The sequence below is a fragment of the Helicobacter sp. NHP19-012 genome (assembly GCF_019703325.1).
GTDB classification, from domain to species: domain Bacteria; phylum Campylobacterota; class Campylobacteria; order Campylobacterales; family Helicobacteraceae; genus Helicobacter; species Helicobacter gastrofelis.
In genome coordinates this window covers 1,469,290-1,486,645 of sequence record NZ_AP024819.1, presented here as the reverse complement: position 1 = coordinate 1,486,645, position 17,356 = coordinate 1,469,290, and the positions used below count along the sequence as shown (strand labels likewise).

Here is a 17,356-nt window from a genome sequence, read left to right as displayed (position 1 = left end):
CCCCTATTTTGAGTAAAGTTCAACAATCAGGCGTTCTTCAATGGGGATTGCCACTTCATCTCTCTCAGGGTAGCGGGTGAAAATCCCAAATTTTTTATCCTGATCCACATCAATCCAAGCGACCATCCCCGTTTGTTTGCTCAGCTCAATGGAGCGTAAAATTTGGGGGTTTTCTTTGCTTTTTCAATCAATTCGATTTTTTGCCCGTGCTTGATGAACGCTGAGGGGATGTCCATGCGTTTGCCATCGACCAAGATATGCCCATGCGTTACTAATTGCCTTGCAAAACTTCTAGTGGTGGCAAAGCCCATGCGATAGACGACATTATCCAAGCGGCGCTCTAACAAGCGGACTAAATTCTCCCCTGTGTTGCCCTCCATGCGATTTGCCTCTCTAAAGATGGAGCGGAATTGCTTCTCAGAAATCCCATACATGGCTTTGGCTTTTTGTTTTTCTCTAAGCTGCAAGCCATAATCCGAGATTTTGCCCCGTCTTTGCCCATGCTGCCCCGGGCCATAGGCGCGTTTGTCTAGCGCACTCTTGCCGCTCAAGCGGCGCTCGCCCTTTAGGGCTAAAGAAATCCCAAAACGGCGCTCTAACTTCTCAACTGCACCTCTGTATCTTGCCATGCTTGCTCCTTACACTCTTCTTCTCTTAGGGGGGCGGCAACCATTGTGCGCTAGGGGGGTGATGTCCTTAATCCAAAGGACTTTAATGCCCTCCACACTGCCCACGCTTTTAATGGCGGTTTCACGCCCAGAGCCCGGGCCCTGCACCTTGATCCCCACTTCTTTAAGCCCATGTTCTTTGGCTTTCATCATCGCGCTCTCTACGGCTTGTTGGGCGGCGTAAGGGGTGGATTTTTTAGACCCCCTAAAGCCTAGCCCGCCTGCTGTCGCCCAACAAATGACATTACCCATTTCGTCTGTAATGGTGATGTTCGTGTTGTTGAAGGAAGCACAGATATAAACCACACCTTTAGCGATGTTCTTTTTAACAACGCGTTTTTTTGTCCCAACTCGTTTTGCCATTCACGCTCCCTTATTTGCTGCCCACGGTTTTTTTCTTGCCTTTGCGGGTGCGGGCGTTGTTTTTCGTGGTTTGTCCGCGAACGGGCAAGCCCTTGCGGTGGCGAATCCCCCGATAACTGCCTAAATCCATCAACGCCTTGATGTCCATTTGCACCTTTTTACGCAAATCCCCCTCCACGACATAGTTGGCTTGGATTTCTTTAGTGATGCTAGAGATTTCGTCCTCACTCAATTCATGCACCCTTTTATCCAAAGAGATTTGCACTTTGGCAAGAATATCTCTAGAGCTTTTCAAGCCCACGCCGTAAATGTAGGTCAAAGCGTATTCAACCCGTTTCTTTTTGGGTAAATCTACCCCAGCAATGCGCGCCATTGTCTATCCTTGTCTTTGTTTATGTTTAGGGGTTACGCAAATCACCCGGATCACGCCCCGCCTTTTGATGACCTTGCATTTGTCGCACATTTTCTTAACAGAAGGTCTAACTTTCATTGAAATCTCCTTAAGCAAAACTTCTATTCTAACGATCTTTGGTTAGAACTAACTTAATCACTTGTAGCGGAAAGTGATCCGCCCTTTATCCAAACTATAGGGGGTGAGCTCCAAACGCACCCGATCGCCAAGCGCAATGCGGATATAGTGCATCCGCATTTTGCCCGAAATCCGGCACAACACGACATGTTTGTTCTCCAACTCCACTTTAAAGGTGGCGTTAGGCAAACACTCGATCACCCGTCCATCCACCTCGATCACATCGTCTTTTGCCACTTTAAGCCTCCGTTAAAATTTGCGCTTTTTTACCCACCATCGCGATGGTGTGTTCGTAATGGCTCGTGTTTAACCCGTCTGTGGAAACCACGCTCCATTTGTCTTTTAAGATTTTAGGATTGCCCTCTTTTTGGCACACCATCGGCTCAAGACAAAACACCATGCCCTCTTTGATCTTAGGGCCGCTCTTGGGGTTTGCCTGTGGGGCTAGGTAGTTGGGGATTTGCGGTTCTTCGTGTGGTCTTTTGCCAATCCCATGCCCGCAAAAGTCCAACAAGGGCACAAACCCCCTTTTAGTGATCTCTTGCTCTAATAGAAAACTCACTTCTTTAAAGTGCATGCCCACTTTAAGCTGAGAAATGGCGGCGTATAAGCTCTCTTTGGCACAAGCGATCAAGGCTTGGTCTTTTTCTGTGGCTTGCCCGATGGCTAGGGTGATCGCCGCGTCCCCAAAGTAGCCTGCAACACACGCGCCCAAGTCCAGCCCCACAATGTCGCCTTCTTGGAGTTTATAATCTGTGGGGATGCCGTGGATCACCACTTCATTGAGCGACACACAAAGGCTATTAGGAAAGCCATACAGCCCCTTAAACGCCGGCTTGCCCCCCAGTTTGTGGATATTCTCTTCAGCTAAAGCGTCTAACTCCAGTAGGCTCACCCCAACCTTAGCTTTTTCTTTCAAGAGTTTTAAAGTCTGCCCCACCACTTGCCCGGCTTTGGCTAAAAGGGCAAGTTCTTTAGAGTTTCTAAGGGCAATTGCCATTAAAAGCCCACAGCGCTTAGGGTTTTGTATTTACTCATATACACCTGTGCTTCGATCTTTTTCATGGTATCAATCGCCACTTGCACCACAATCAGCACCGCCGTGCCCCCAAAGTAGAAAGGCACGCCCATGGCTTTGACCAAAATCCAAGGCAAGGTAGAGATGAGAGCCAAATACAAAGAGCCCCAAAAGGTGAGCCGGCTTGCCACGGTGTTTAAGAAATTCGCCGTACCCTCCCCGGGCCTTAAGCCGGCGATAAAGCCCCCATTGCGTTTTAAATTGTCCGCAATGTCCTTAGCGTTAAACACAATGGACGAATAAAAGTAGGCAAAGAAGATGATGAGTAGAAACATCAAGATATTGTAAGCGTAGCCATGGGGGTTTAGAAAGTCGGCGATGGCTTGCAAAATCTTATTTGAAGAGGCTTGTAAAATCGTGGAGGGGAACACTAAGAGAGCGGAGGCAAAAATGGGGGGGATCACTCCGCTTAAGTTTAACTTAATGGGGATGTAGTTCATGATCCGCTTGTTTTGATTCTGCATAACCACCTTACGGGCGTAAGAGATGGGGATACGCCGCTCGGCTAATTCTACATAGATGATTGCAAAAATAGTCGCCAACACGATCACCACAATGCCGATCAACACCAAGACATTGATGACCCCGGTATTGACTAGGTTAAAAGTCCCGGCAATGGCGTGTGGAATGCCCGAGACAATCCCAGCAAAGATGATTAAACTAATGCCATTACCCACACCTCGCTGCGTGATCTGCTCGCCAATCCACATTAAAAGCATGGTGCCCGTAAGCATAGAAAAAGTGGCGATGAGTAAGAAAGTTTGCATAGGCACCATGATCGCCCCATTATGCCCGTGCCCGATACTTCTTAGCCCAAAGGACACGCTCACGGCTTGGATCACGGTGATCCCGATCGTGGCGTAACGCACGATTTGCATGTATTTTTGCATGCCATCGCGTTCTTTTTTCATTTTGGCTAGATTGGGGAAAGTGGCGCTTAAAAGCTCCATGATGATCGAAGAGGTGATGTAGGGCATGATGCCTAGCGAGATGATGCTAAGGCGGCTCACAGCGTTGCCACTAAACATATTAAAGAGCCCTAAAGCGTTGCTTGAGTTGCTGTCAAAAAAAGATTTGATGGCTGCCAAATCCACTCCCGGGATAGGGACATAGGCTAAAACCCGATAAAGGAAGAGATAGCCTAGTGTGATGAAAATCTTAGTGGCAATGGCTTTTGTCATTATTTTTGTCCGCTAGTGGTGATTCTCTCGTCTTGGATTTTAGAGGCTAGCTCTTTTGCCCCTTGGCCTATCAACTTCACTTTTTCAATGTAGCTTGGGAAGGGATGGACTTGTTTAATCAGCTCCAAACTCAAGGTTTCTAGCTTTAAAATCTCGGGGTGTTTAGAAACATTAATGCTATAAGTGAGCCCCTTTGTGCGGCTTTTAAAGCCCACTTTAGGCAAGCGGCGTTGCAAGGGTTGTTGCCCGCCCTCAAAGCCGCGTTTTTGTTTGTAGCCGGTGCGGGCTGTCTGCCCCTTGCCCCCACGGGTGGAAGTCTTGCCCATGCCAGAGCCCTGACCCCTGCCGACTCGCTTGGTGTTTTTCACACTCCCTTTAGCGGGGCGTAAATTTTCTAATGCCATGAAAACTCCTTAACCCTTGATTCTTGCCAAAGCGTCAAAAGTCGCCCGGACCACATTGTAAGGGTTGTTAGACCCTAAAGACTTCGTCAAAATGTCTTTAATGCCCGCTAGCTCGATCATAGGGCGGGTAGAACCGCCGGCGATGATGCCCGTACCTTCGCTGGCGGGTTTTAAAAGGATTTTGCTCGCGTTGTATTTTTGCTCGATGTCATGCGCGATGGTTGTGCCTTTAATTTTCACTTCAATGATGTTTTTAAACGCGTCATCGACCGCCTTTTTAATGGCATCGGGCACTTCTCTAGCCTTGCCAAGCCCAAAGCCCACAAGCCCGTTTTTATTGCCCACCACCACTAAAGCGTTGAATCTAAAGCGCCGGCCCCCTTTGACGACCTTCGTCACCCGCCCGATATTCACCACGACTTCTTGAAATTCTTCTCTATTGATCTCCATGTCCATCCTTAAAGGGCGATGTTGTTTTCACGCAAAGTTTCGGCAAACGCCGCCACCACGCCGTGGTATAAATACCCATTGCGATCAAAGACCACTTGCGTGATGCCTTTAGCTTGCAAGCTTTTGGCAAACTCTGTAGCGATTTTCTTGCTGTCTTCGATGTTCTTGCCAAAGCCTAGTTTCTTGCCATCCACATGGGCTAGGGTGTTGTGGTTGTTGTCGTCTATGGCTTGGGCGTAAAGGTGCTTGTTGGATTTAAAGACGCTCACACGGGGGCGTTGCTCTGTGCCAAACACCTTTGAACGCACCCGCATTTTGCGTTTAGCCCGTTGGGCTTTTTTCTTTTCTAACACATTTTTAGTCATGCTATCCCCTATTTCTTAGCGGTCTTACCGGCTTTGCGGATGATCACTTCGTCTTTGTATTTAATGCCCTTGCCTTTGTAAGGCTCAGGGGGGCGGAACGCCCGAATGTCGGCGGCGATCTGCCCGATTTGCTGTTTATTGCTCCCCTTGATGGTGATGGTGTTTTTATCCACCACCATATCCACGCCATCGGGGATGGGGTATTTCACTGGGTGGCTAAAGCCTAGGCTTAGCTCTAAAACCTTATGCCCTAGTGCGACTTTATAGCCCACGCCATTGACCTCGAGCACCTTGCTAAAGCCCTTGTCTAGCCCGGTTACGATGTTGCTTGCCAAAGCCCCATAAGTCCCCCAAAAGGCCTTGTCTTGGGCGTTTTCACCCACGGGCTCAAAGCGTAGAGTATTGCCCTCTAAAAGGATTTTCACCCGTCCGTGTGTTTCGAGCTCTTGGCTTATTTTTTGGTTTTTAAACACAAGTTTGGTGTGCTCCACGCTCACTTGCACCCCACTAGGGATATTGATGATTTTTTTACCAATTCTTGACATGCACTCTCCCTACCAAATGCTGCAAAGCACTTCACCGCCCACATTTTGTTTGTAGGCTTCTTCATTGGTGATGACCCCTTTGCTCGTGCTCACCACCACCACACCATAGCCATTTTTAAAGCGCTTCAACTCTTTAGACTGGCGATACACCCTACGGCCGGGCTTGCTTAGGCGTTTGATCTCATTGATGACCGCCTTGCCTTTTTCATCATACGCCAACTCCACAGAGATAAAAGGTTTGCCCTCTTTCTCCACCATGTGGAAATTGCTGATGAAGCCCCTTGCTTTAAAAATCTCTAGGATGGAGACCACGATTTTGGCGTAATAAAGCTCTGTAACCTCCAAACGCCGCATGCTCGCGTTGCGGATGCGTGTTAGAGAATCTGCCACAATGTCATTAACCATGTTATCCCCTTACCAACTAGCTTTTCTAAGGCCGGGGATCAAGCCCTCATTGCCCATTTTACGCAAACACACCCGGCACAAGCCAAAATCGCGATACACGGAGTGGGAACGCCCGCAGATGTTGCAACGGGTGTAGCCACGCACTTTAAATTTAGGTTTGCGGCGGGTTTTTGCAATGATTGATTTTTTAGCCATTAGCGTCCTTTCGCAAATGGCATTCCAAGTAATTCTAACAACTTAAATGCCTCCTTGTCGCTGTTTGTCGAAGTGATGATGGCGATGTTGAGCCCGTGGGTTACCATGATGTCGTCATAGACCACTTCGGGGAAAATGAGCTGTTCGTTTAGCCCAAAGCCGTAATTGCCCCGCCCATCAAAGCCGCTTTTAGACACGCCCCTAAAGTCCTTCACCCTAGGCAAAGCGATCACGATCAACTTTTCTAAGAAGTTATACATGACTTTGTTGCGTAAGGTAACCTTCACCCCCACCGCCATGCGTTCGCGGATTTTAAAGCCCGCCACGGACTTTTTCGCCATCGTGATGACCGCCTTTTGCCCGGCGATCAAAGAAAGGGTTTGGGCGATGTTTTGCATGATTTTCATGTCTTTGGCATAAGCCCCCGCCCCCACACTCAAAACGATTTTTTCGATTTTAGGGAGCAACATGGGGTTTTTAATGTTTAGCTCTTCGGCTAATTTACCCTTCACTTCTTTCTCATAGAAGCTTTTCAAGCCATACATACGCCTACTCCTCTTCTTTTTTCACATTCGAGATATGCATGGGCATTTCTTTAGAGAGATACCCGCCTTTGGGGTTGTCGTCCGTAGGCTTCATGCTTTTTTTCACAATTTTGCACCCCTCCACAACCACCATAGATTTTTTAGGATAAACCGCCAACACCTTGCCCACTTTGCCCTTGTCGTCCCCGGCAATGACCTTCACCAAGTCGCCTTTTTTAATCTGCATTAAAGCACCTCCGGAGCCAAAGAAATGATTTTCATGAAGTTTGCGTAACGCACTTCACGGCTCACGGGACCAAAAATGCGTGTGCCGATGGGATCTTTCTTGGCATCTAAGATCACCGCCGCATTGTCATCAAAGCGAATCAAAGAGCCATTGGGGCGTTGCACTTCTTTTTTGGTGCGGACAATCACGGCTTTCACCACCTGCCCTTTTTTCACCTTGCCATTGGGGATCGCTTTTTTCACAGAAGCCACGATCACATCGCCTACGCTGGCATAACGCCTATGGCTGCCCCCCAAGACTTTAATACACATGATCTCTTTGCCACCGCTGTTGTCTGCCACCACTAACCTAGTGAAACTTTGGATCATTTACACTCCCTTAATGACGATTTCTTTGAGTGCAAAGGTTTTGGTTTTAGACACCGGCCTACACTCAATCGCGCTCACGAAATCCCCGACTTCTGCCTTGTTTTGGCGATCGTCGATGGTGTATTTCTTAAAGCGTTTGACAATTTTATGGTATTTTTGATGCACGACTTTGCGTTCCACCAAAATCACCACACTGCATGCATCGATGCGGCGTACCACCTTGCCCTGTATGGTGCGTTTATGGGCTTGTTTCTGTTCCATCATTAAGCCTTAAGGGCGTTTAGAGCCGTAGAAATGCGGGCAATGTCTTTACGCACCGCACGGATTTCACTAGGCTTGCTCAGCTGCATGGTTTTCAACTTCACCCGCAATTCAAAAAGCTCCAACTTCTTGGATTTCAGCAACTCTTGTAGTTGCTTTGTATCCTTGTCTTTCAACTCAGTAAACTTCATTTTCACTCTCTCTAGTCACAATTTTGGTTTTGAAAGGCAACTTCCTTTGCGCCAAAGTCAAAGCCTCTCTGGCCAAGCCCTCTTCAATGCCTAGCATTTCATAGACAATGCGTCCGGGCTTAATATTCATCACCCATTTTTCTACAGAGCCCTTACCCTTACCCATCCTCGTTTCTAGGGGTTTAGCGGTGAGGGGTTTATCGGGGAAGACCCTGATCCACACCTTACCCGCCCTTTTAATGTGGCGGGTCATCGCCACCCTAGCGGCTTCAATTTGGCGTGAGTCGATCCGTCCATGCTCAATGGCTTTAATGCCGATGTCGCCAAAGGCAAGGCTCGCACCGCGGTAAGACTTACCCCGGTTGCGCCCTTTCATTTGTTTGCGGTATTTGGTCTTTTTAGGCATCAACATGGCTATTCTCTCCCTCTTCTAGTGCGCGCTCTAGGGGCGCGTTCTTCATTTTCTTCGCGTTTTTCGGCTTGGATACCCTTGTGTAAAACTTCGCCTTTAAAGATCCACACTTTCACGCCTATATTGCCATACACGGTAAAGGCTTCGGCAAAGCCGTAGTCAATTTTAGCCCTTAGAGTGTGTAAGGGGACGCGTCCCTCCATATACCACTCAGTGCGCGCGATCTCTGCCCCGGCTAAACGCCCAGACACCCTCACTTTAATCCCCCGTGCCCCAGATTTCATGGCGGTTTGCATGACTTTTTTCATGGCGCGTCTAAAGGCGACCCGTTTTTCTAATTGGGTGGCGACATTCTCGGCACAAAGCTGTGCGTCCGCTTGGGGGCGTTTAACTTCTTTGATATTGACCGCAATTTCTTTCTTAATCAAATTTTTCAAAGAAGTTTTGATTTTCTCAATATCCACGCCCTTTTTGCCAATGATGAGCCCAGGGCGCGCCGCCACCACAGTGATGCGTAATTTTTTCGCCGCCCTTTCGATCAAAATCTCGCTCACGCCAGCGTAGTAAAGCTCTTTTTTAAGGAATTTGCGGATGCGGTAGTCTTCTTCAATGTTTGCCACCGCCACATTGCTGCTAGGAAACCAGCGAGAAGTCCAGTTGCGGTTAATGCCTAATCTTAAACCAATAGGATTGACCTTTTGTCCCATTTAGTTTTGCCCTCCCTTGCCCACTTCAACTAGAATGTGTGCGGTGGGCTTTCTAATGGAAGTGGCACGCCCTCTAGCTCTTGGCATGTGTCTTCTTAACACGGGACCTGCATCCACACGGCAGCTTAAAACTTCCACTTCTTTGGAGTCATGCCCGCCATTATAAACCGCTGCGCTGATCACCCTTGAGAGCATGCGGGCGGCTTTGTTGGGGGTGAATTCTAAACGGGCGATCGCCACTTCGGCGTTCATGCCTTGCACTTGTCTAGCGAGCAGCCTTGCCTTGGTGGGGGATAGTCGGGTGTATCTAAGGGTTGCCCTACTCATTTGCTTTCCTTTGTGTGTTGTTGTGCCATGTTATTTACCTATCTTTTTTTGCACGGTGCCTTTATGCCCCTTAAAAGTCCTTGTGGGGGCAAATTCGCCCAGTTTATAGCCCACATGGTTTTCTGTGATATAAACAGGGATAAAGATACGCCCATTATGCACATTGTAGGTCAGCCCAATCATGTCGGGGAGAATGGTGCTTCTTCTTGACCATGTTTTAATGGGGCGATTGTCTTTTTTGGCTTTGTGTTTGAGAGTCTTGTCCATCAGGTGCTTATCCACAAAAGGACCTTTTTTAATTGACCTTCCCATTATTTGCCTTTCTTGCGTGAAATGATCAAGCGATCGCTTGCTTTTTTGCGTCTGGTTTTATAGCCTTTAGCTGGAGTGCCCCAAGGCGATACGGGGTGTCCGCTAGAGCCCGTTTTACCCTCACCACCGCCATGGGGGTGATCGACTGGGTTCATGGCAGAGCCCCTAGTTTGTGGCCTAATGCCTCTGTGGCGGTTGCGTCCGGCTTTACCGATGTTGGTGTTGATGAAGTCCTCATTGCCCACCACGCCAATGCTCGCCATGCACTCGCTCAAAATATAACGCATTTCGCCACTGGGCATGCGTAAGATGGTGTATTTATCCTCACGCCCCATGATTTGTGCGCTCATGCCTGCACTTCTGGCGAGTTGTCCGCCTGCCCCGGGGTGCATTTCAATGTTATGCACGATCGTACCGATGGGGATACTTCTAAGTTTCATGGCAAAGCCGGGCTTGATGTCTAGCCCGCCCTCAGCGGCGATCACAATGTCGCCCACTTTCAAGCCACTGGGTTGTAAAATGTAGCGTTTGTCGCCGTCTGGATAGACAATCAAGGCAATCCTTGAGTTGCGGTAAGGATCGTATTCGATCGCCGCCACCTTGCCCTCAATGCCGAATTTATTGCGTTTGAAGTCAATGATTCGATAAAGCTTTTCGCCCCTGCTTCTTTGTGGCGGCTGGTGATCCGCCCTTGGTTGTTGCGTCCGGCGTGGGCGGGGAGTTTGACTAAAAGTTTTTTCACGCTCGCTTTAGCGGTGATGTCGCTTGAGCTTAAGCCGCTCATGAAGCGGCGGCTGGGGGTGTAGGGTTTGTAGGTTTTAATCGCCATATTCTGTCCTTATGCGCTCAAAGCGGTGATGTTTGCGTCTTTGGGGACTTTGACATAGAACTTTTTATAGCCATTGCGTTGCCCCATTCTGCCCTTAAAGCGTTTCACCTTGCCCTCTTGCCTGAGTGAATTGATTTTTAAAGGCACGAAGCCAAAGTAATCTTTAAAGATCGCCTTGAGCTGGTTTTTGCTGACACCCATTGTGGTTTGCACCACAATCACCCCATTTTCTTGCATGGATAGGGATTTTTCGGTGTAAAGAATGGATTTGATGTCTGTGATGTCTGCCATTCTCATTCTCCTTCATGTGCTTTGATGAGCGCCTCAAAGGCGGCTTTTTCCACCACCACTGCCCCAAAGGCGGCGATCCAATAGGCATTCACTTCGCTCGTTTCAAGCAAGTAGCAATTTTTGAGATTCCTAAAGGCTAAATAATTGCCCTCATCTAATGCCCTTGTGATGAGTAGGACATCTCTAAAGCCTAGGTTTTTCACAAAGGCACTTGCGTCCTTAGTTTTCTTGCTGGGGATGTCGATTTGATCCACCACCACCAAGTTATGATTTAGGGCTTTTTGGGCTAGGGCGTATTCTAAAGCGAGTCTTTTTTGCTTTTTGTTGATCTTGAGATCGTAGTTGCGGTTGTTGGTCGCCCCGTGGCTCACACCCCCCCCCACAAACACGGGAGAAGTGATGCTGCCTGCCCTTGCGCGTCCGCCGCCTTTTTGATTCCAAGGTTTGCGTCCGCCCCCACTCACTTCGCCGCGGTTTTTGCTCTTGGCGGTGTTGGCACGGGCTAGGGCGCGGTAGTGTTTAATGTATAAATAAAGATTGTGCTCTTTAATGTCCTTGAAGCGCTCGGGCAAATCTAATTGCCCGACTTCTTGACACTGCTGGTCTAAGACTCTTGCTTTCATTACTTCCCTTTCTGGATGCTGATCCTGCCATACGCTCCGCTGTAGCCGGCCACAGAACCTTTCAGCACCAAAATTTTGCTCTCTTTGTTAAAAGACAGGACTTCGTTATGGCATGTAACCTTCTCATTGCCATAATGCCCTGCCATTTTCTTGCCTTTTTGCACGCGTCCGGGCCACTCTCTGTTACCAATAGAGCCTAGCCGGCGGTGAAAGCGGCTGCCATGTGCGGCTGGGCCCCCTTGAAAGTTCCAGCGTTTCATCGCGCCGCTAAAGCCACGCCCCTTAGTGTAAAAGGTGGCTTTAATACGGGCGGCGTTTTCTAAAGGCTCTAAACTCAAATCGCCCAAGTCTTGTGCCTGCCCTTGCAAAGTCGCAAAGTGGTTGAACTCTGCACTCAAGTTATACTTTTTTTGTTGCCCGGCAATGGCTTTGTTGTGGGTTTTATGTAGGGGGTAGGCGACTAGAAGTTGTCCGCCCTCTTTGACCTCACAGACCTTGCTATCTAGGATTTTCAGCAAGGTTACGGGCGTGCTGTTTGCACCCACAACACGGCTCATTCCAATTTTCTGCACTAGGTATTCCATTTACTCTCCAATAAAAATTGCGTTTGAAGCGTTACTTCGCCTCCATTGAAGTAACTTCTACATCCACTTCAGGGGCTAAATCTAATTTCATCAGGCTATCCACGGTTTCAGGGGTGGCGGCCATGATGTCGATCAAACGGCTATGTACCCGTATTTCAAACTGCTCTCTAGAGTCTTTGTTGATATGAGGGGAGCGCAGCACCGTGTAACGCCTGTTTCTTGTGGGTAGGGGGATGGGGCCCCTGATCTCTGAGCCAGAGCGTTTGACCGCTTCCACAATCGCCACCACCGAACGATCCAAAACCCTATGATCGTAGGCTTTGAGCTTGAGTCGTATTTTTTCCATTAAAATCCTTAGCAAATTTAAAAGCCTTGATTATAGGCTAAAAACGCCCACAAGTCAAGGCAAAAGCCCCCATTTAGCGTAACTTGCCCTTTTAATTTTATCCTTCTTATAAGGATAAATACACTAGAATTTTAAACATGCCCTATCCCATGCTAGAGAGCCTTTTAGAAAACCCCCTGCAAGCCAAAAATCTCAAACCTAGAGATATTTTAATCAAGCCCAACACCTTACTTTATGGGGGCGTGAAGGCAGGCAAGAGCTCTTTAGCCCTACTAAACGCCGCTAACTACAAACGCCCCATGTTTGTGGATTGCACGGATGAACGCTTAAACTTAGCCGAGCTTTTTAAAGCCTTGCCTTTATTTTGCCAAGATAAAAGCGTGGATTTACTCATTTTGAAGCACCCCACACCCCCATGCCCCCTTAAACACCCCCACAATTTTAATCCAAAGCACGCCCCAAACCCCCCAAAGGCTTTAAAACCCAAGCCATTTTGCCTTTAAGTTTTGCCGAGTTTGTGCGCTTTCACAAGAAAGAGCCAGAGACACTGCTAGCCCGTTTTTTAAAAGAAGGCAATTTGCCCGAACTGCTCTTTTGCCTCCCAAATGAAATCGCCCTTAAAAAACAAGCCCTTTACGCCCTAGCTTTTAAAGACAAAGCCCCCTATTTAAAGCCCTGCTGCCTTATCAAGCTAGAAGCCTAAGCACCCACCACCTTTACACCCAGCTTAAAAAGAGCCTAAAAATCTCCAAAGACCACCTTTATGCCTTCATCGCCTTTTTGCAAGCAAGCCACACCCTTTTAAGCCTAGCTAGCTTTAAGGCAACCCGCCCTAAACTCTACTTTTACGATTTTTCTCTGCCCTACGCCTTTAGCTACACCCACCCCCTGCCCCCCGTGTTTGAAAACATGCTTGCTTTAGAATTAATCCGCCACTTTGGCGTAACGCAAATTTCTTGCCACTACAACGCCTTTTTAGTAGCTGAAAAATACCTATGTATCCCCAGCCCCTTTCCAACCCCAGAGCAATTAGAGCACGCCCTGCCCTTGCTTTTAAAGGGCATGCCAAGCCCCCTTCATGTGTGGGTTATTACAATCAACACCACCTTAAAGGGGACTTGTGGCAAGCAGGCTTGGCAAGCTTGCCCCTTCACCCATTTTTGCCTACAAGTCTTGCCCGCCCTTTAGCTCTATCTCATGCATTTTAGGTTAAACTCGCCCTTTATGCAAAGGACTTAAAGCATGCGCCCTCGTTTTGCCACAAAGCAAATTTTTATCAGCTCCACCCCCATAGGGGGCAATGCCCCCATCAGCACGCAGAGCATGGCCTACAGCCAAACCTGCGACATACAAGCCACAAAGGCACAAATCGATCGCTTGAAGCTTGCGGGGGCTGACTTTGTGCGGGTGGCGGTGCGTCATAAAAAGGACGCAAACGCCCTAAAAGAGCTTAAAAAAGTCGCTAGCTTGCCCCTAATTGCCGACATACACTTCCACCACCATTTGGCTTTAATCGCCGCTGAAAGCGTGGATGCGATCCGCATCAATCCGGGCAATATCGGCGCAGTCGAAAACATTAGAGCGGTGGCTAAAGCGTGCAATGAGCGTAATTTACCTATTCGAATCGGGGTGAATGGGGGGAGTTTAGAAAAGCCCTTTGAGCTCAAATACGGGGCAACGCCAGAGGGCATGGTGCAATCTGCCCTTTATAACATTAAGCTTTTAGAAGATGTGGGCTTTAGCAATATCAAAGTCTCTTTAAAGGCGAGCGATGTGGAGCGGACAATCCAAGCTTACGAGAAGTTACGCCCCCTAACGCCTTATCCTTTTCACTTAGGCGTTACTGAAGCAGGCAGCTTGTTTCACTCCAGCATTAAAAGCGCGATGGCTTTAGGGCATTTGTTGAGAGAAGGGATCGGGGACACCATTAGGGTGTCGATCACAGGGGAGCTTGAAGAAGAGATTAAAGTCGCTAAGGCGATTTTGCGTTACAGCGGACGGCAAAAAGAGGGGATCACCTTTATTTCTTGCCCGACTTGCGGACGCATTGAGTCTAATTTAGTCGCTTTAATGGCACAGGTGGAGCAAAGATTGGCCCACATTAAAATCCCCTTAGATGTGAGCGTGATGGGCTGTGTGGTGAATGCTCTAGGCGAAGCCAAGCACGCCGACATTGCGATCGCCTTTGGCAAGAAAAGCGGCTTGATTATCAAAAAAGGGCAGGTGATCCACAAACTTCCCGAAGACCAGCTCCTAGAAACCTTTGTTAAAGAAGTGCAAGAATTAGCCACACAACACCAACACGAGGACAACCATGCAAAACTTTAAACGCTTTGTCGATGACTTCCAAAACTCCCCCGACTATAAAAAGCCCCTAGCCTTTGGGATCGCCAAAATCCAGCACGGGCAACACACAGGCAAGCCCTTATGCGCCACCTATCCCGTGCTAAATTGGGGCGAGGCATTGGGGGCGTATGCGGTGTTTAAAGAGGCGAGCAAGTCCGCCCCGCCTTTAAGCGAATCTGTAAGCGAAGCCGTTTATGGGGTGGATGTCGCCTTTATCCAAAAAGCCTTAGAGTTGTTTAAGCCCTTTTTAGCCGAGAGTTTGGGGGCACACAAGCACCCCAATATCCAAGTGCTCTTAGAATTGCAACGCGCCCAGTTATACAGCCAGAGCCCCAAACAAGAACAGCTTTACAATTACCATTTTGTGCTGCTTTATGAGGACAAGCCCTGCCAAAGCCTAGAGAGCGTCTATATGAAACTCTTAGCCCTATCTCTAGGCAAAGCCCCTTTAAGAAGTTTAAACTTAGAGGGCATTTTTGGGCTATTGCCTAATGTGGCTTGGAGTGGCAACATTGCTTACGAGTTGGAGTATTTACGCACGCAAGAGATCGCCCTAAAGGTGCATGGCAGCTACCCGTCCATTGACTTCATAGACAAATTCCCCCGCTATCTCATGCAAGTTTTACCCCAAGTGGATAATATCCGCCTGCTAGACAGCGCTAAGGCACGCTTTGGAGCATATCTTGGCAAGGGCGGTTACACCCAAATGCCCGGAGCCAGTTACATTAACTTTAACGCCGGCGTGGCAGGGGCGTGCATGAACGAGGGGCGGATCAGCTCTTCGGTGATGGTGGGCGAGGGCACGGACATAGGCGGCGGGGCAAGCGTTTTAGGTGTGCTGAGTGGAGGCAATAGTGAGCCCATTAGCATAGGCAAAAACTGCTTACTTGGGGCTAACTCAGTGCTTGGCATAAGCCTAGGCGATGGGTGTATTTTAGATGCCGGGATTGGGGTTTTAGCCGGGACAATCTTTGAAATCGCCCCCAAAGACTTAGAGAAATTGCAAGAGATGAACCCCGGCTTTAAGCCTAAAGAGAGCGGGCTTTACAAGGGGGCGGAGCTGTCGGGGCTAAATGGCTTGCACTTTAGGCAAAATAGCCAAAATGGCAAGATGTGTGCGCTGGCAAGCAAGCGGCACATACCGCTCAACACGAATTTACACCACTAGGGGGCGTTATGCGTGCTAAATTGTTTTTGGCATTTTTGGCATTTTTGGCATTTTTGGGCTTTTTAGTGGCGGCAGGGAACACCCCACAAGGTGCAACGACCCAAGGGGCGCAAAACATGCAAGGGACGCAAAATGCGCCCTCCCAAAACACCCCTTCCGCCCAAACACAACCCGCTCAGCCACCCACGCGCTTTGCCCCCACCACTCCCGGCACGCCACCCCCACGCACACAACCGCCCATCACAGACCGCTTAACCCCCCCCACTCTCGCCCAAGACGCTTTGAGTGCGGGCATAGCGGCGATCAAAGCGGCGGATTATAAAAGTGCGTTTCGGCTCTTTATCAAATCTTGCGATCAGGGCAACCCTGCCGGGTGCTTTGCGGTGGGCACGATGTATGCCAATGGCGTGGGGATACAGACAGACCCAGAAAAAGCGACTCGCTACTATGAGCTAGGCTGCAGTGGGGGGGATGCGAGTGCGTGCGCAGACTTAGCCCAAACCTACGACTACAAACAAAACCCCACCCCCGATGATAAAGAAAAAGCTGCGCAACTCTATGCCGTGGGTTGCTCGGGGGGCAGTGTCTTGGCGTGCAATAATTTGGCGTGGATGTATGCCAATGGCGTGGGCGTGCCTAAAAATTATTACAAAGCCCTAGACTATTACAAATACGCTTGCGAAAATGGGAGCGATTTGGGCTGTTATAATTTGGGCTTGATGAGCAATGTTAAAAATATCTATGGCATTGACAAGGCGAAACTGAGCGATGTGGATTTGAACTATCTAGCCTGCAATGCCGGCGACATTCAAGGCTGCGCCAATTTGGGTTGGATTTACACCAAGGGCACGGAGGGCGTGCCTAAGAATAACTTTTACGCCGCCAAATATTTCCAAAAGGCTTGTGAAGGGGGCAATCTCTCCAGCTGTAATAATTTAGGCGTGCTTTATCAAAAGGGCTTGGGCGTGCCCCAAAACGACCAAAGGGCGTTAGATTTGTTCTCCTATGTGTGTAACTATGGCTTACAATCGGGGTGCGACAATTACGGGATTTTTAAAGAAAAACTTTTGCGGACGAACCCCAATTATGGGCGTTTGTTCCTGCCCCTAGACCCTAGTTTGCGTTAAAGGCATTTTAAACCTAGTGGCTCTATAATGGGGGGTTTTTTAAACCAAACTCAAAGGATTTTCATGCAAGTTTTATTGTTAAAAGATGTGAAAAATTTAGGCAAGGCAGGCGCAGTTGTGAGCGTGAAGGATGGCTATGGCAATAACTTTTTGCTCGCCAAAGGTTTAGCTAAACTAGCGACTAACGATGTGATCCGCCAATTTAAAGCCACCGCTAAAAAACGCGCTGAACAAGAGGCACAAGATTTAGCCGACAAAGAAGCCCTAGCCAAAACTCTAGAGCAAATCACGCTTAAAATCACCAAAAAAGTCGGGGCTAATGGCGCGCTCTTTGGCTCAATCACCAAAGAGGAAGTCATCGATGCCCTGCAAGCCAGCCACCCCATTGAGCTAGACAAAAAGACCCTAGAGCTCAAAACCCCCATTAAAAGCACGGGGCTTTATGAAATTGAGGTGAAATTAGGGCACGGCGTGCATGGCGTGTTAAAAGTGGATGTGGTGGCTGAGTAG

32 protein-coding genes and 2 pseudogenes are annotated in these 17,356 nt (G+C 48.6%); 7 read left to right on the top strand and 27 right to left on the bottom strand.

Features of this window, described 5'->3' with window-relative positions:
- Positions 1–3: 3 nt before the first annotated feature.
- From rpsD to rpsJ, 27 genes and pseudogenes are all read right to left on the bottom strand, one after another.
- Positions 4–629: pseudogene (gene rpsD / locus K6J74_RS07665) on the bottom strand (30S ribosomal protein S4).
- A gap of 9 nt (positions 630–638) precedes the next feature.
- Complete coding sequence (gene rpsK, locus K6J74_RS07660; protein ID WP_221271859.1) at positions 639–1,031, bottom strand: 30S ribosomal protein S11; 393 nt, start codon at positions 1,029–1,031, stop codon at positions 639–641.
- Between the two features lie 10 nt (positions 1,032–1,041).
- Positions 1,042–1,404 (bottom strand): 30S ribosomal protein S13, encoded by a 363-nt coding sequence (gene rpsM, locus K6J74_RS07655; protein ID WP_053829179.1) that lies wholly within the window; start codon positions 1,402–1,404, stop codon positions 1,042–1,044.
- 3 nt (positions 1,405–1,407) lie between these two features.
- Positions 1,408–1,521 (bottom strand): 50S ribosomal protein L36, encoded by a 114-nt coding sequence (rpmJ, locus tag K6J74_RS07650; protein ID WP_006016749.1) that lies wholly within the window; start codon positions 1,519–1,521, stop codon positions 1,408–1,410.
- Between the two features lie 57 nt (positions 1,522–1,578).
- Entirely contained in the window at positions 1,579–1,797 is a 219-nt protein-coding gene (gene infA, locus K6J74_RS07645; protein ID WP_006016750.1) for a translation initiation factor IF-1, read from the bottom strand.
- A gap of 1 nt (position 1,798) precedes the next feature.
- Entirely contained in the window at positions 1,799–2,560 is a 762-nt protein-coding gene (gene map / locus K6J74_RS07640) for a type I methionyl aminopeptidase (protein WP_221271857.1), read from the bottom strand.
- Positions 2,560–3,819 (bottom strand): preprotein translocase subunit SecY, encoded by a 1,260-nt coding sequence (secY, locus tag K6J74_RS07635; RefSeq protein WP_221271856.1) that lies wholly within the window; start codon positions 3,817–3,819, stop codon positions 2,560–2,562. Before secY ends, map begins: the two co-directional genes overlap by 1 nt.
- Positions 3,819–4,223, bottom strand: a complete 405-nt coding sequence (rplO, locus tag K6J74_RS07630; RefSeq protein WP_221271853.1) for a 50S ribosomal protein L15 — start codon at positions 4,221–4,223, stop codon at positions 3,819–3,821. Before rplO ends, secY begins: the two co-directional genes overlap by 1 nt.
- 9 nt (positions 4,224–4,232) lie before the next feature.
- Complete coding sequence (rpsE, locus tag K6J74_RS07625) at positions 4,233–4,673, bottom strand: 30S ribosomal protein S5 (RefSeq protein ID WP_015106535.1); 441 nt, start codon at positions 4,671–4,673, stop codon at positions 4,233–4,235.
- 8 nt (positions 4,674–4,681) lie between these two features.
- Positions 4,682–5,038: a 50S ribosomal protein L18 gene (gene rplR, locus K6J74_RS07620; RefSeq protein ID WP_221271851.1), complete on the bottom strand. Its 357-nt coding sequence runs from the start codon at positions 5,036–5,038 to the stop codon at positions 4,682–4,684.
- 8 nt (positions 5,039–5,046) lie between these two features.
- On the bottom strand, positions 5,047–5,583 hold the full coding sequence (gene rplF, locus K6J74_RS07615) for a 50S ribosomal protein L6 (protein ID WP_221271850.1): 537 nt from the start codon (positions 5,581–5,583) through the stop codon (positions 5,047–5,049).
- Between the two features lie 9 nt (positions 5,584–5,592).
- A complete protein-coding gene (rpsH, locus tag K6J74_RS07610) occupies positions 5,593–5,988 on the bottom strand; it encodes a 30S ribosomal protein S8 (protein ID WP_053827980.1) in 396 nt (131 codons plus the stop codon).
- Between the two features lie 9 nt (positions 5,989–5,997).
- Positions 5,998–6,183, bottom strand: a complete 186-nt coding sequence (locus tag K6J74_RS07605; protein WP_015106540.1) for a type Z 30S ribosomal protein S14 — start codon at positions 6,181–6,183, stop codon at positions 5,998–6,000.
- Positions 6,183–6,728, bottom strand: a complete 546-nt coding sequence (gene rplE, locus K6J74_RS07600) for a 50S ribosomal protein L5 (protein ID WP_221271849.1) — start codon at positions 6,726–6,728, stop codon at positions 6,183–6,185. The genes K6J74_RS07605 and rplE overlap by 1 nt, the downstream gene beginning before the upstream one ends.
- Positions 6,729–6,732: 4 nt before the next feature.
- The gene (gene rplX / locus K6J74_RS07595; protein WP_053827983.1) at positions 6,733–6,954 is read right to left on the bottom strand and encodes a 50S ribosomal protein L24; all 222 of its coding nucleotides are present in this window, start codon (positions 6,952–6,954) and stop codon (positions 6,733–6,735) included.
- The gene (gene rplN / locus K6J74_RS07590) at positions 6,954–7,322 is read right to left on the bottom strand and encodes a 50S ribosomal protein L14 (RefSeq protein ID WP_015106543.1); all 369 of its coding nucleotides are present in this window, start codon (positions 7,320–7,322) and stop codon (positions 6,954–6,956) included. Before rplN ends, rplX begins: the two co-directional genes overlap by 1 nt.
- A complete protein-coding gene (gene rpsQ / locus K6J74_RS07585) occupies positions 7,323–7,583 on the bottom strand; it encodes a 30S ribosomal protein S17 (RefSeq protein ID WP_053827984.1) in 261 nt (86 codons plus the stop codon).
- 2 nt (positions 7,584–7,585) lie between these two features.
- Positions 7,586–7,774, bottom strand: coding sequence for a 50S ribosomal protein L29 (gene rpmC, locus K6J74_RS07580; RefSeq protein WP_053827985.1), 189 nt, complete (start codon positions 7,772–7,774; stop codon positions 7,586–7,588).
- A complete protein-coding gene (gene rplP, locus K6J74_RS07575; protein ID WP_221271848.1) occupies positions 7,761–8,186 on the bottom strand; it encodes a 50S ribosomal protein L16 in 426 nt (141 codons plus the stop codon). Before rplP ends, rpmC begins: the two co-directional genes overlap by 14 nt.
- A gap of 2 nt (positions 8,187–8,188) precedes the next feature.
- A complete protein-coding gene (gene rpsC, locus K6J74_RS07570) occupies positions 8,189–8,893 on the bottom strand; it encodes a 30S ribosomal protein S3 (protein WP_053830719.1) in 705 nt (234 codons plus the stop codon).
- Entirely contained in the window at positions 8,894–9,220 is a 327-nt protein-coding gene (gene rplV, locus K6J74_RS07565; protein ID WP_053830718.1) for a 50S ribosomal protein L22, read from the bottom strand.
- 30 nt (positions 9,221–9,250) lie between these two features.
- On the bottom strand, positions 9,251–9,532 hold the full coding sequence (gene rpsS / locus K6J74_RS07560) for a 30S ribosomal protein S19 (RefSeq protein WP_053827988.1): 282 nt from the start codon (positions 9,530–9,532) through the stop codon (positions 9,251–9,253).
- Positions 9,532–10,361: pseudogene (rplB, locus tag K6J74_RS07555) on the bottom strand (50S ribosomal protein L2). The gene rpsS and the pseudogene rplB overlap by 1 nt, the downstream one beginning before the upstream one ends.
- Before the next feature lie 9 nt (positions 10,362–10,370).
- Positions 10,371–10,652 carry a 50S ribosomal protein L23 gene (locus K6J74_RS07550; protein ID WP_053829906.1) on the bottom strand — a complete coding sequence of 94 codons (282 nt, stop codon included), beginning with the start codon at positions 10,650–10,652 and terminating at the stop codon, positions 10,371–10,373.
- A gap of 2 nt (positions 10,653–10,654) precedes the next feature.
- Positions 10,655–11,275 carry a 50S ribosomal protein L4 gene (rplD, locus tag K6J74_RS07545; RefSeq protein WP_221271845.1) on the bottom strand — a complete coding sequence of 207 codons (621 nt, stop codon included), beginning with the start codon at positions 11,273–11,275 and terminating at the stop codon, positions 10,655–10,657.
- A complete protein-coding gene (gene rplC / locus K6J74_RS07540) occupies positions 11,275–11,859 on the bottom strand; it encodes a 50S ribosomal protein L3 (protein WP_221271843.1) in 585 nt (194 codons plus the stop codon). Before rplC ends, rplD begins: the two co-directional genes overlap by 1 nt.
- A 31-nt stretch (positions 11,860–11,890) precedes the next feature.
- Complete coding sequence (rpsJ, locus tag K6J74_RS07535) at positions 11,891–12,205, bottom strand: 30S ribosomal protein S10 (protein WP_015106554.1); 315 nt, start codon at positions 12,203–12,205, stop codon at positions 11,891–11,893.
- A gap of 137 nt (positions 12,206–12,342) precedes the next feature.
- On the opposite strand from rpsJ, the gene K6J74_RS07530 reads away from it, so the two are divergent.
- The 7 genes from K6J74_RS07530 to rplI all read left to right on the top strand — a co-directional run bounded on the left by K6J74_RS07530 (position 12,343) and on the right by rplI (position 17,356).
- Positions 12,343–12,708, top strand: coding sequence for a hypothetical protein (locus tag K6J74_RS07530; protein ID WP_221271840.1), 366 nt, complete (start codon positions 12,343–12,345; stop codon positions 12,706–12,708).
- Positions 12,699–12,908, top strand: coding sequence for a hypothetical protein (locus tag K6J74_RS07525; protein WP_221271838.1), 210 nt, complete (start codon positions 12,699–12,701; stop codon positions 12,906–12,908). The genes K6J74_RS07530 and K6J74_RS07525 overlap by 10 nt, the downstream gene beginning before the upstream one ends.
- A gap of 77 nt (positions 12,909–12,985) precedes the next feature.
- Complete coding sequence (locus K6J74_RS07520; RefSeq protein ID WP_221271837.1) at positions 12,986–13,393, top strand: hypothetical protein; 408 nt, start codon at positions 12,986–12,988, stop codon at positions 13,391–13,393.
- 54 nt (positions 13,394–13,447) lie between these two features.
- A complete protein-coding gene (gene ispG / locus K6J74_RS07515; protein ID WP_221271835.1) occupies positions 13,448–14,533 on the top strand; it encodes a flavodoxin-dependent (E)-4-hydroxy-3-methylbut-2-enyl-diphosphate synthase in 1,086 nt (361 codons plus the stop codon).
- On the top strand, positions 14,520–15,719 hold the full coding sequence (locus K6J74_RS07510) for a 2,3,4,5-tetrahydropyridine-2,6-carboxylate N-succinyltransferase (RefSeq protein ID WP_221271833.1): 1,200 nt from the start codon (positions 14,520–14,522) through the stop codon (positions 15,717–15,719). The genes ispG and K6J74_RS07510 overlap by 14 nt, the downstream gene beginning before the upstream one ends.
- 116 nt (positions 15,720–15,835) lie before the next feature.
- Positions 15,836–16,846 carry a tetratricopeptide repeat protein gene (locus tag K6J74_RS07505; protein ID WP_260321732.1) on the top strand — a complete coding sequence of 337 codons (1,011 nt, stop codon included), beginning with the start codon at positions 15,836–15,838 and terminating at the stop codon, positions 16,844–16,846.
- Positions 16,847–16,909: 63 nt separating this feature from the next.
- The gene (rplI, locus tag K6J74_RS07500; RefSeq protein WP_221271831.1) at positions 16,910–17,356 is read left to right on the top strand and encodes a 50S ribosomal protein L9; all 447 of its coding nucleotides are present in this window, start codon (positions 16,910–16,912) and stop codon (positions 17,354–17,356) included.

Excerpts from the sequence above, each read along its gene's own strand:
- rpsK (WP_221271859.1), bottom strand. The coding sequence starts at position 1,031 with ATGGCAAAACGAGTTGGGACAAAAAAACGCGTTGTTAAAAAGAACATC.
- rpsM (WP_053829179.1), bottom strand. The coding sequence starts at position 1,404 with ATGGCGCGCATTGCTGGGGTAGATTTACCCAAAAAGAAACGGGTTGAA.
- rpmJ (WP_006016749.1), bottom strand. The coding sequence starts at position 1,521 with ATGAAAGTTAGACCTTCTGTTAAGAAAATGTGCGACAAATGCAAGGTC.
- map (WP_221271857.1), bottom strand. The coding sequence starts at position 2,560 with ATGGCAATTGCCCTTAGAAACTCTAAAGAACTTGCCCTTTTAGCCAAA.
- secY (WP_221271856.1), bottom strand. The coding sequence starts at position 3,819 with ATGACAAAAGCCATTGCCACTAAGATTTTCATCACACTAGGCTATCTC.
- rplO (WP_221271853.1), bottom strand. The coding sequence starts at position 4,223 with ATGGCATTAGAAAATTTACGCCCCGCTAAAGGGAGTGTGAAAAACACC.
- rpsE (WP_015106535.1), bottom strand. The coding sequence starts at position 4,673 with ATGGAGATCAATAGAGAAGAATTTCAAGAAGTCGTGGTGAATATCGGG.
- rplR (WP_221271851.1), bottom strand. The coding sequence starts at position 5,038 with ATGACTAAAAATGTGTTAGAAAAGAAAAAAGCCCAACGGGCTAAACGC.
- rplF (WP_221271850.1), bottom strand. The coding sequence starts at position 5,583 with ATGTCAAGAATTGGTAAAAAAATCATCAATATCCCTAGTGGGGTGCAA.
- rpsH (WP_053827980.1), bottom strand. The coding sequence starts at position 5,988 with ATGGTTAATGACATTGTGGCAGATTCTCTAACACGCATCCGCAACGCG.
- K6J74_RS07605 (WP_015106540.1), bottom strand. The coding sequence starts at position 6,183 with ATGGCTAAAAAATCAATCATTGCAAAAACCCGCCGCAAACCTAAATTT.
- rplE (WP_221271849.1), bottom strand. The coding sequence starts at position 6,728 with ATGTATGGCTTGAAAAGCTTCTATGAGAAAGAAGTGAAGGGTAAATTA.
- rplX (WP_053827983.1), bottom strand. The coding sequence starts at position 6,954 with ATGCAGATTAAAAAAGGCGACTTGGTGAAGGTCATTGCCGGGGACGAC.
- rplN (WP_015106543.1), bottom strand. The coding sequence starts at position 7,322 with ATGATCCAAAGTTTCACTAGGTTAGTGGTGGCAGACAACAGCGGTGGC.
- rpsQ (WP_053827984.1), bottom strand. The coding sequence starts at position 7,583 with ATGGAACAGAAACAAGCCCATAAACGCACCATACAGGGCAAGGTGGTA.
- rpmC (WP_053827985.1), bottom strand. The coding sequence starts at position 7,774 with ATGAAGTTTACTGAGTTGAAAGACAAGGATACAAAGCAACTACAAGAG.
- rplP (WP_221271848.1), bottom strand. The coding sequence starts at position 8,186 with ATGTTGATGCCTAAAAAGACCAAATACCGCAAACAAATGAAAGGGCGC.
- rpsC (WP_053830719.1), bottom strand. The coding sequence starts at position 8,893 with ATGGGACAAAAGGTCAATCCTATTGGTTTAAGATTAGGCATTAACCGC.
- rplV (WP_053830718.1), bottom strand. The coding sequence starts at position 9,220 with ATGAGTAGGGCAACCCTTAGATACACCCGACTATCCCCCACCAAGGCA.
- rpsS (WP_053827988.1), bottom strand. The coding sequence starts at position 9,532 with ATGGGAAGGTCAATTAAAAAAGGTCCTTTTGTGGATAAGCACCTGATG.
- K6J74_RS07550 (WP_053829906.1), bottom strand. The coding sequence starts at position 10,652 with ATGGCAGACATCACAGACATCAAATCCATTCTTTACACCGAAAAATCC.
- rplD (WP_221271845.1), bottom strand. The coding sequence starts at position 11,275 with ATGAAAGCAAGAGTCTTAGACCAGCAGTGTCAAGAAGTCGGGCAATTA.
- rplC (WP_221271843.1), bottom strand. The coding sequence starts at position 11,859 with ATGGAATACCTAGTGCAGAAAATTGGAATGAGCCGTGTTGTGGGTGCA.
- rpsJ (WP_015106554.1), bottom strand. The coding sequence starts at position 12,205 with ATGGAAAAAATACGACTCAAGCTCAAAGCCTACGATCATAGGGTTTTG.
- K6J74_RS07530 (WP_221271840.1), top strand. The coding sequence starts at position 12,343 with ATGCCCTATCCCATGCTAGAGAGCCTTTTAGAAAACCCCCTGCAAGCC.
- ispG (WP_221271835.1), top strand. The coding sequence starts at position 13,448 with ATGCGCCCTCGTTTTGCCACAAAGCAAATTTTTATCAGCTCCACCCCC.
- K6J74_RS07510 (WP_221271833.1), top strand. The coding sequence starts at position 14,520 with ATGCAAAACTTTAAACGCTTTGTCGATGACTTCCAAAACTCCCCCGAC.
- K6J74_RS07505 (WP_260321732.1), top strand. The coding sequence starts at position 15,836 with ATGCAAGGGACGCAAAATGCGCCCTCCCAAAACACCCCTTCCGCCCAA.
- rplI (WP_221271831.1), top strand. The coding sequence starts at position 16,910 with ATGCAAGTTTTATTGTTAAAAGATGTGAAAAATTTAGGCAAGGCAGGC.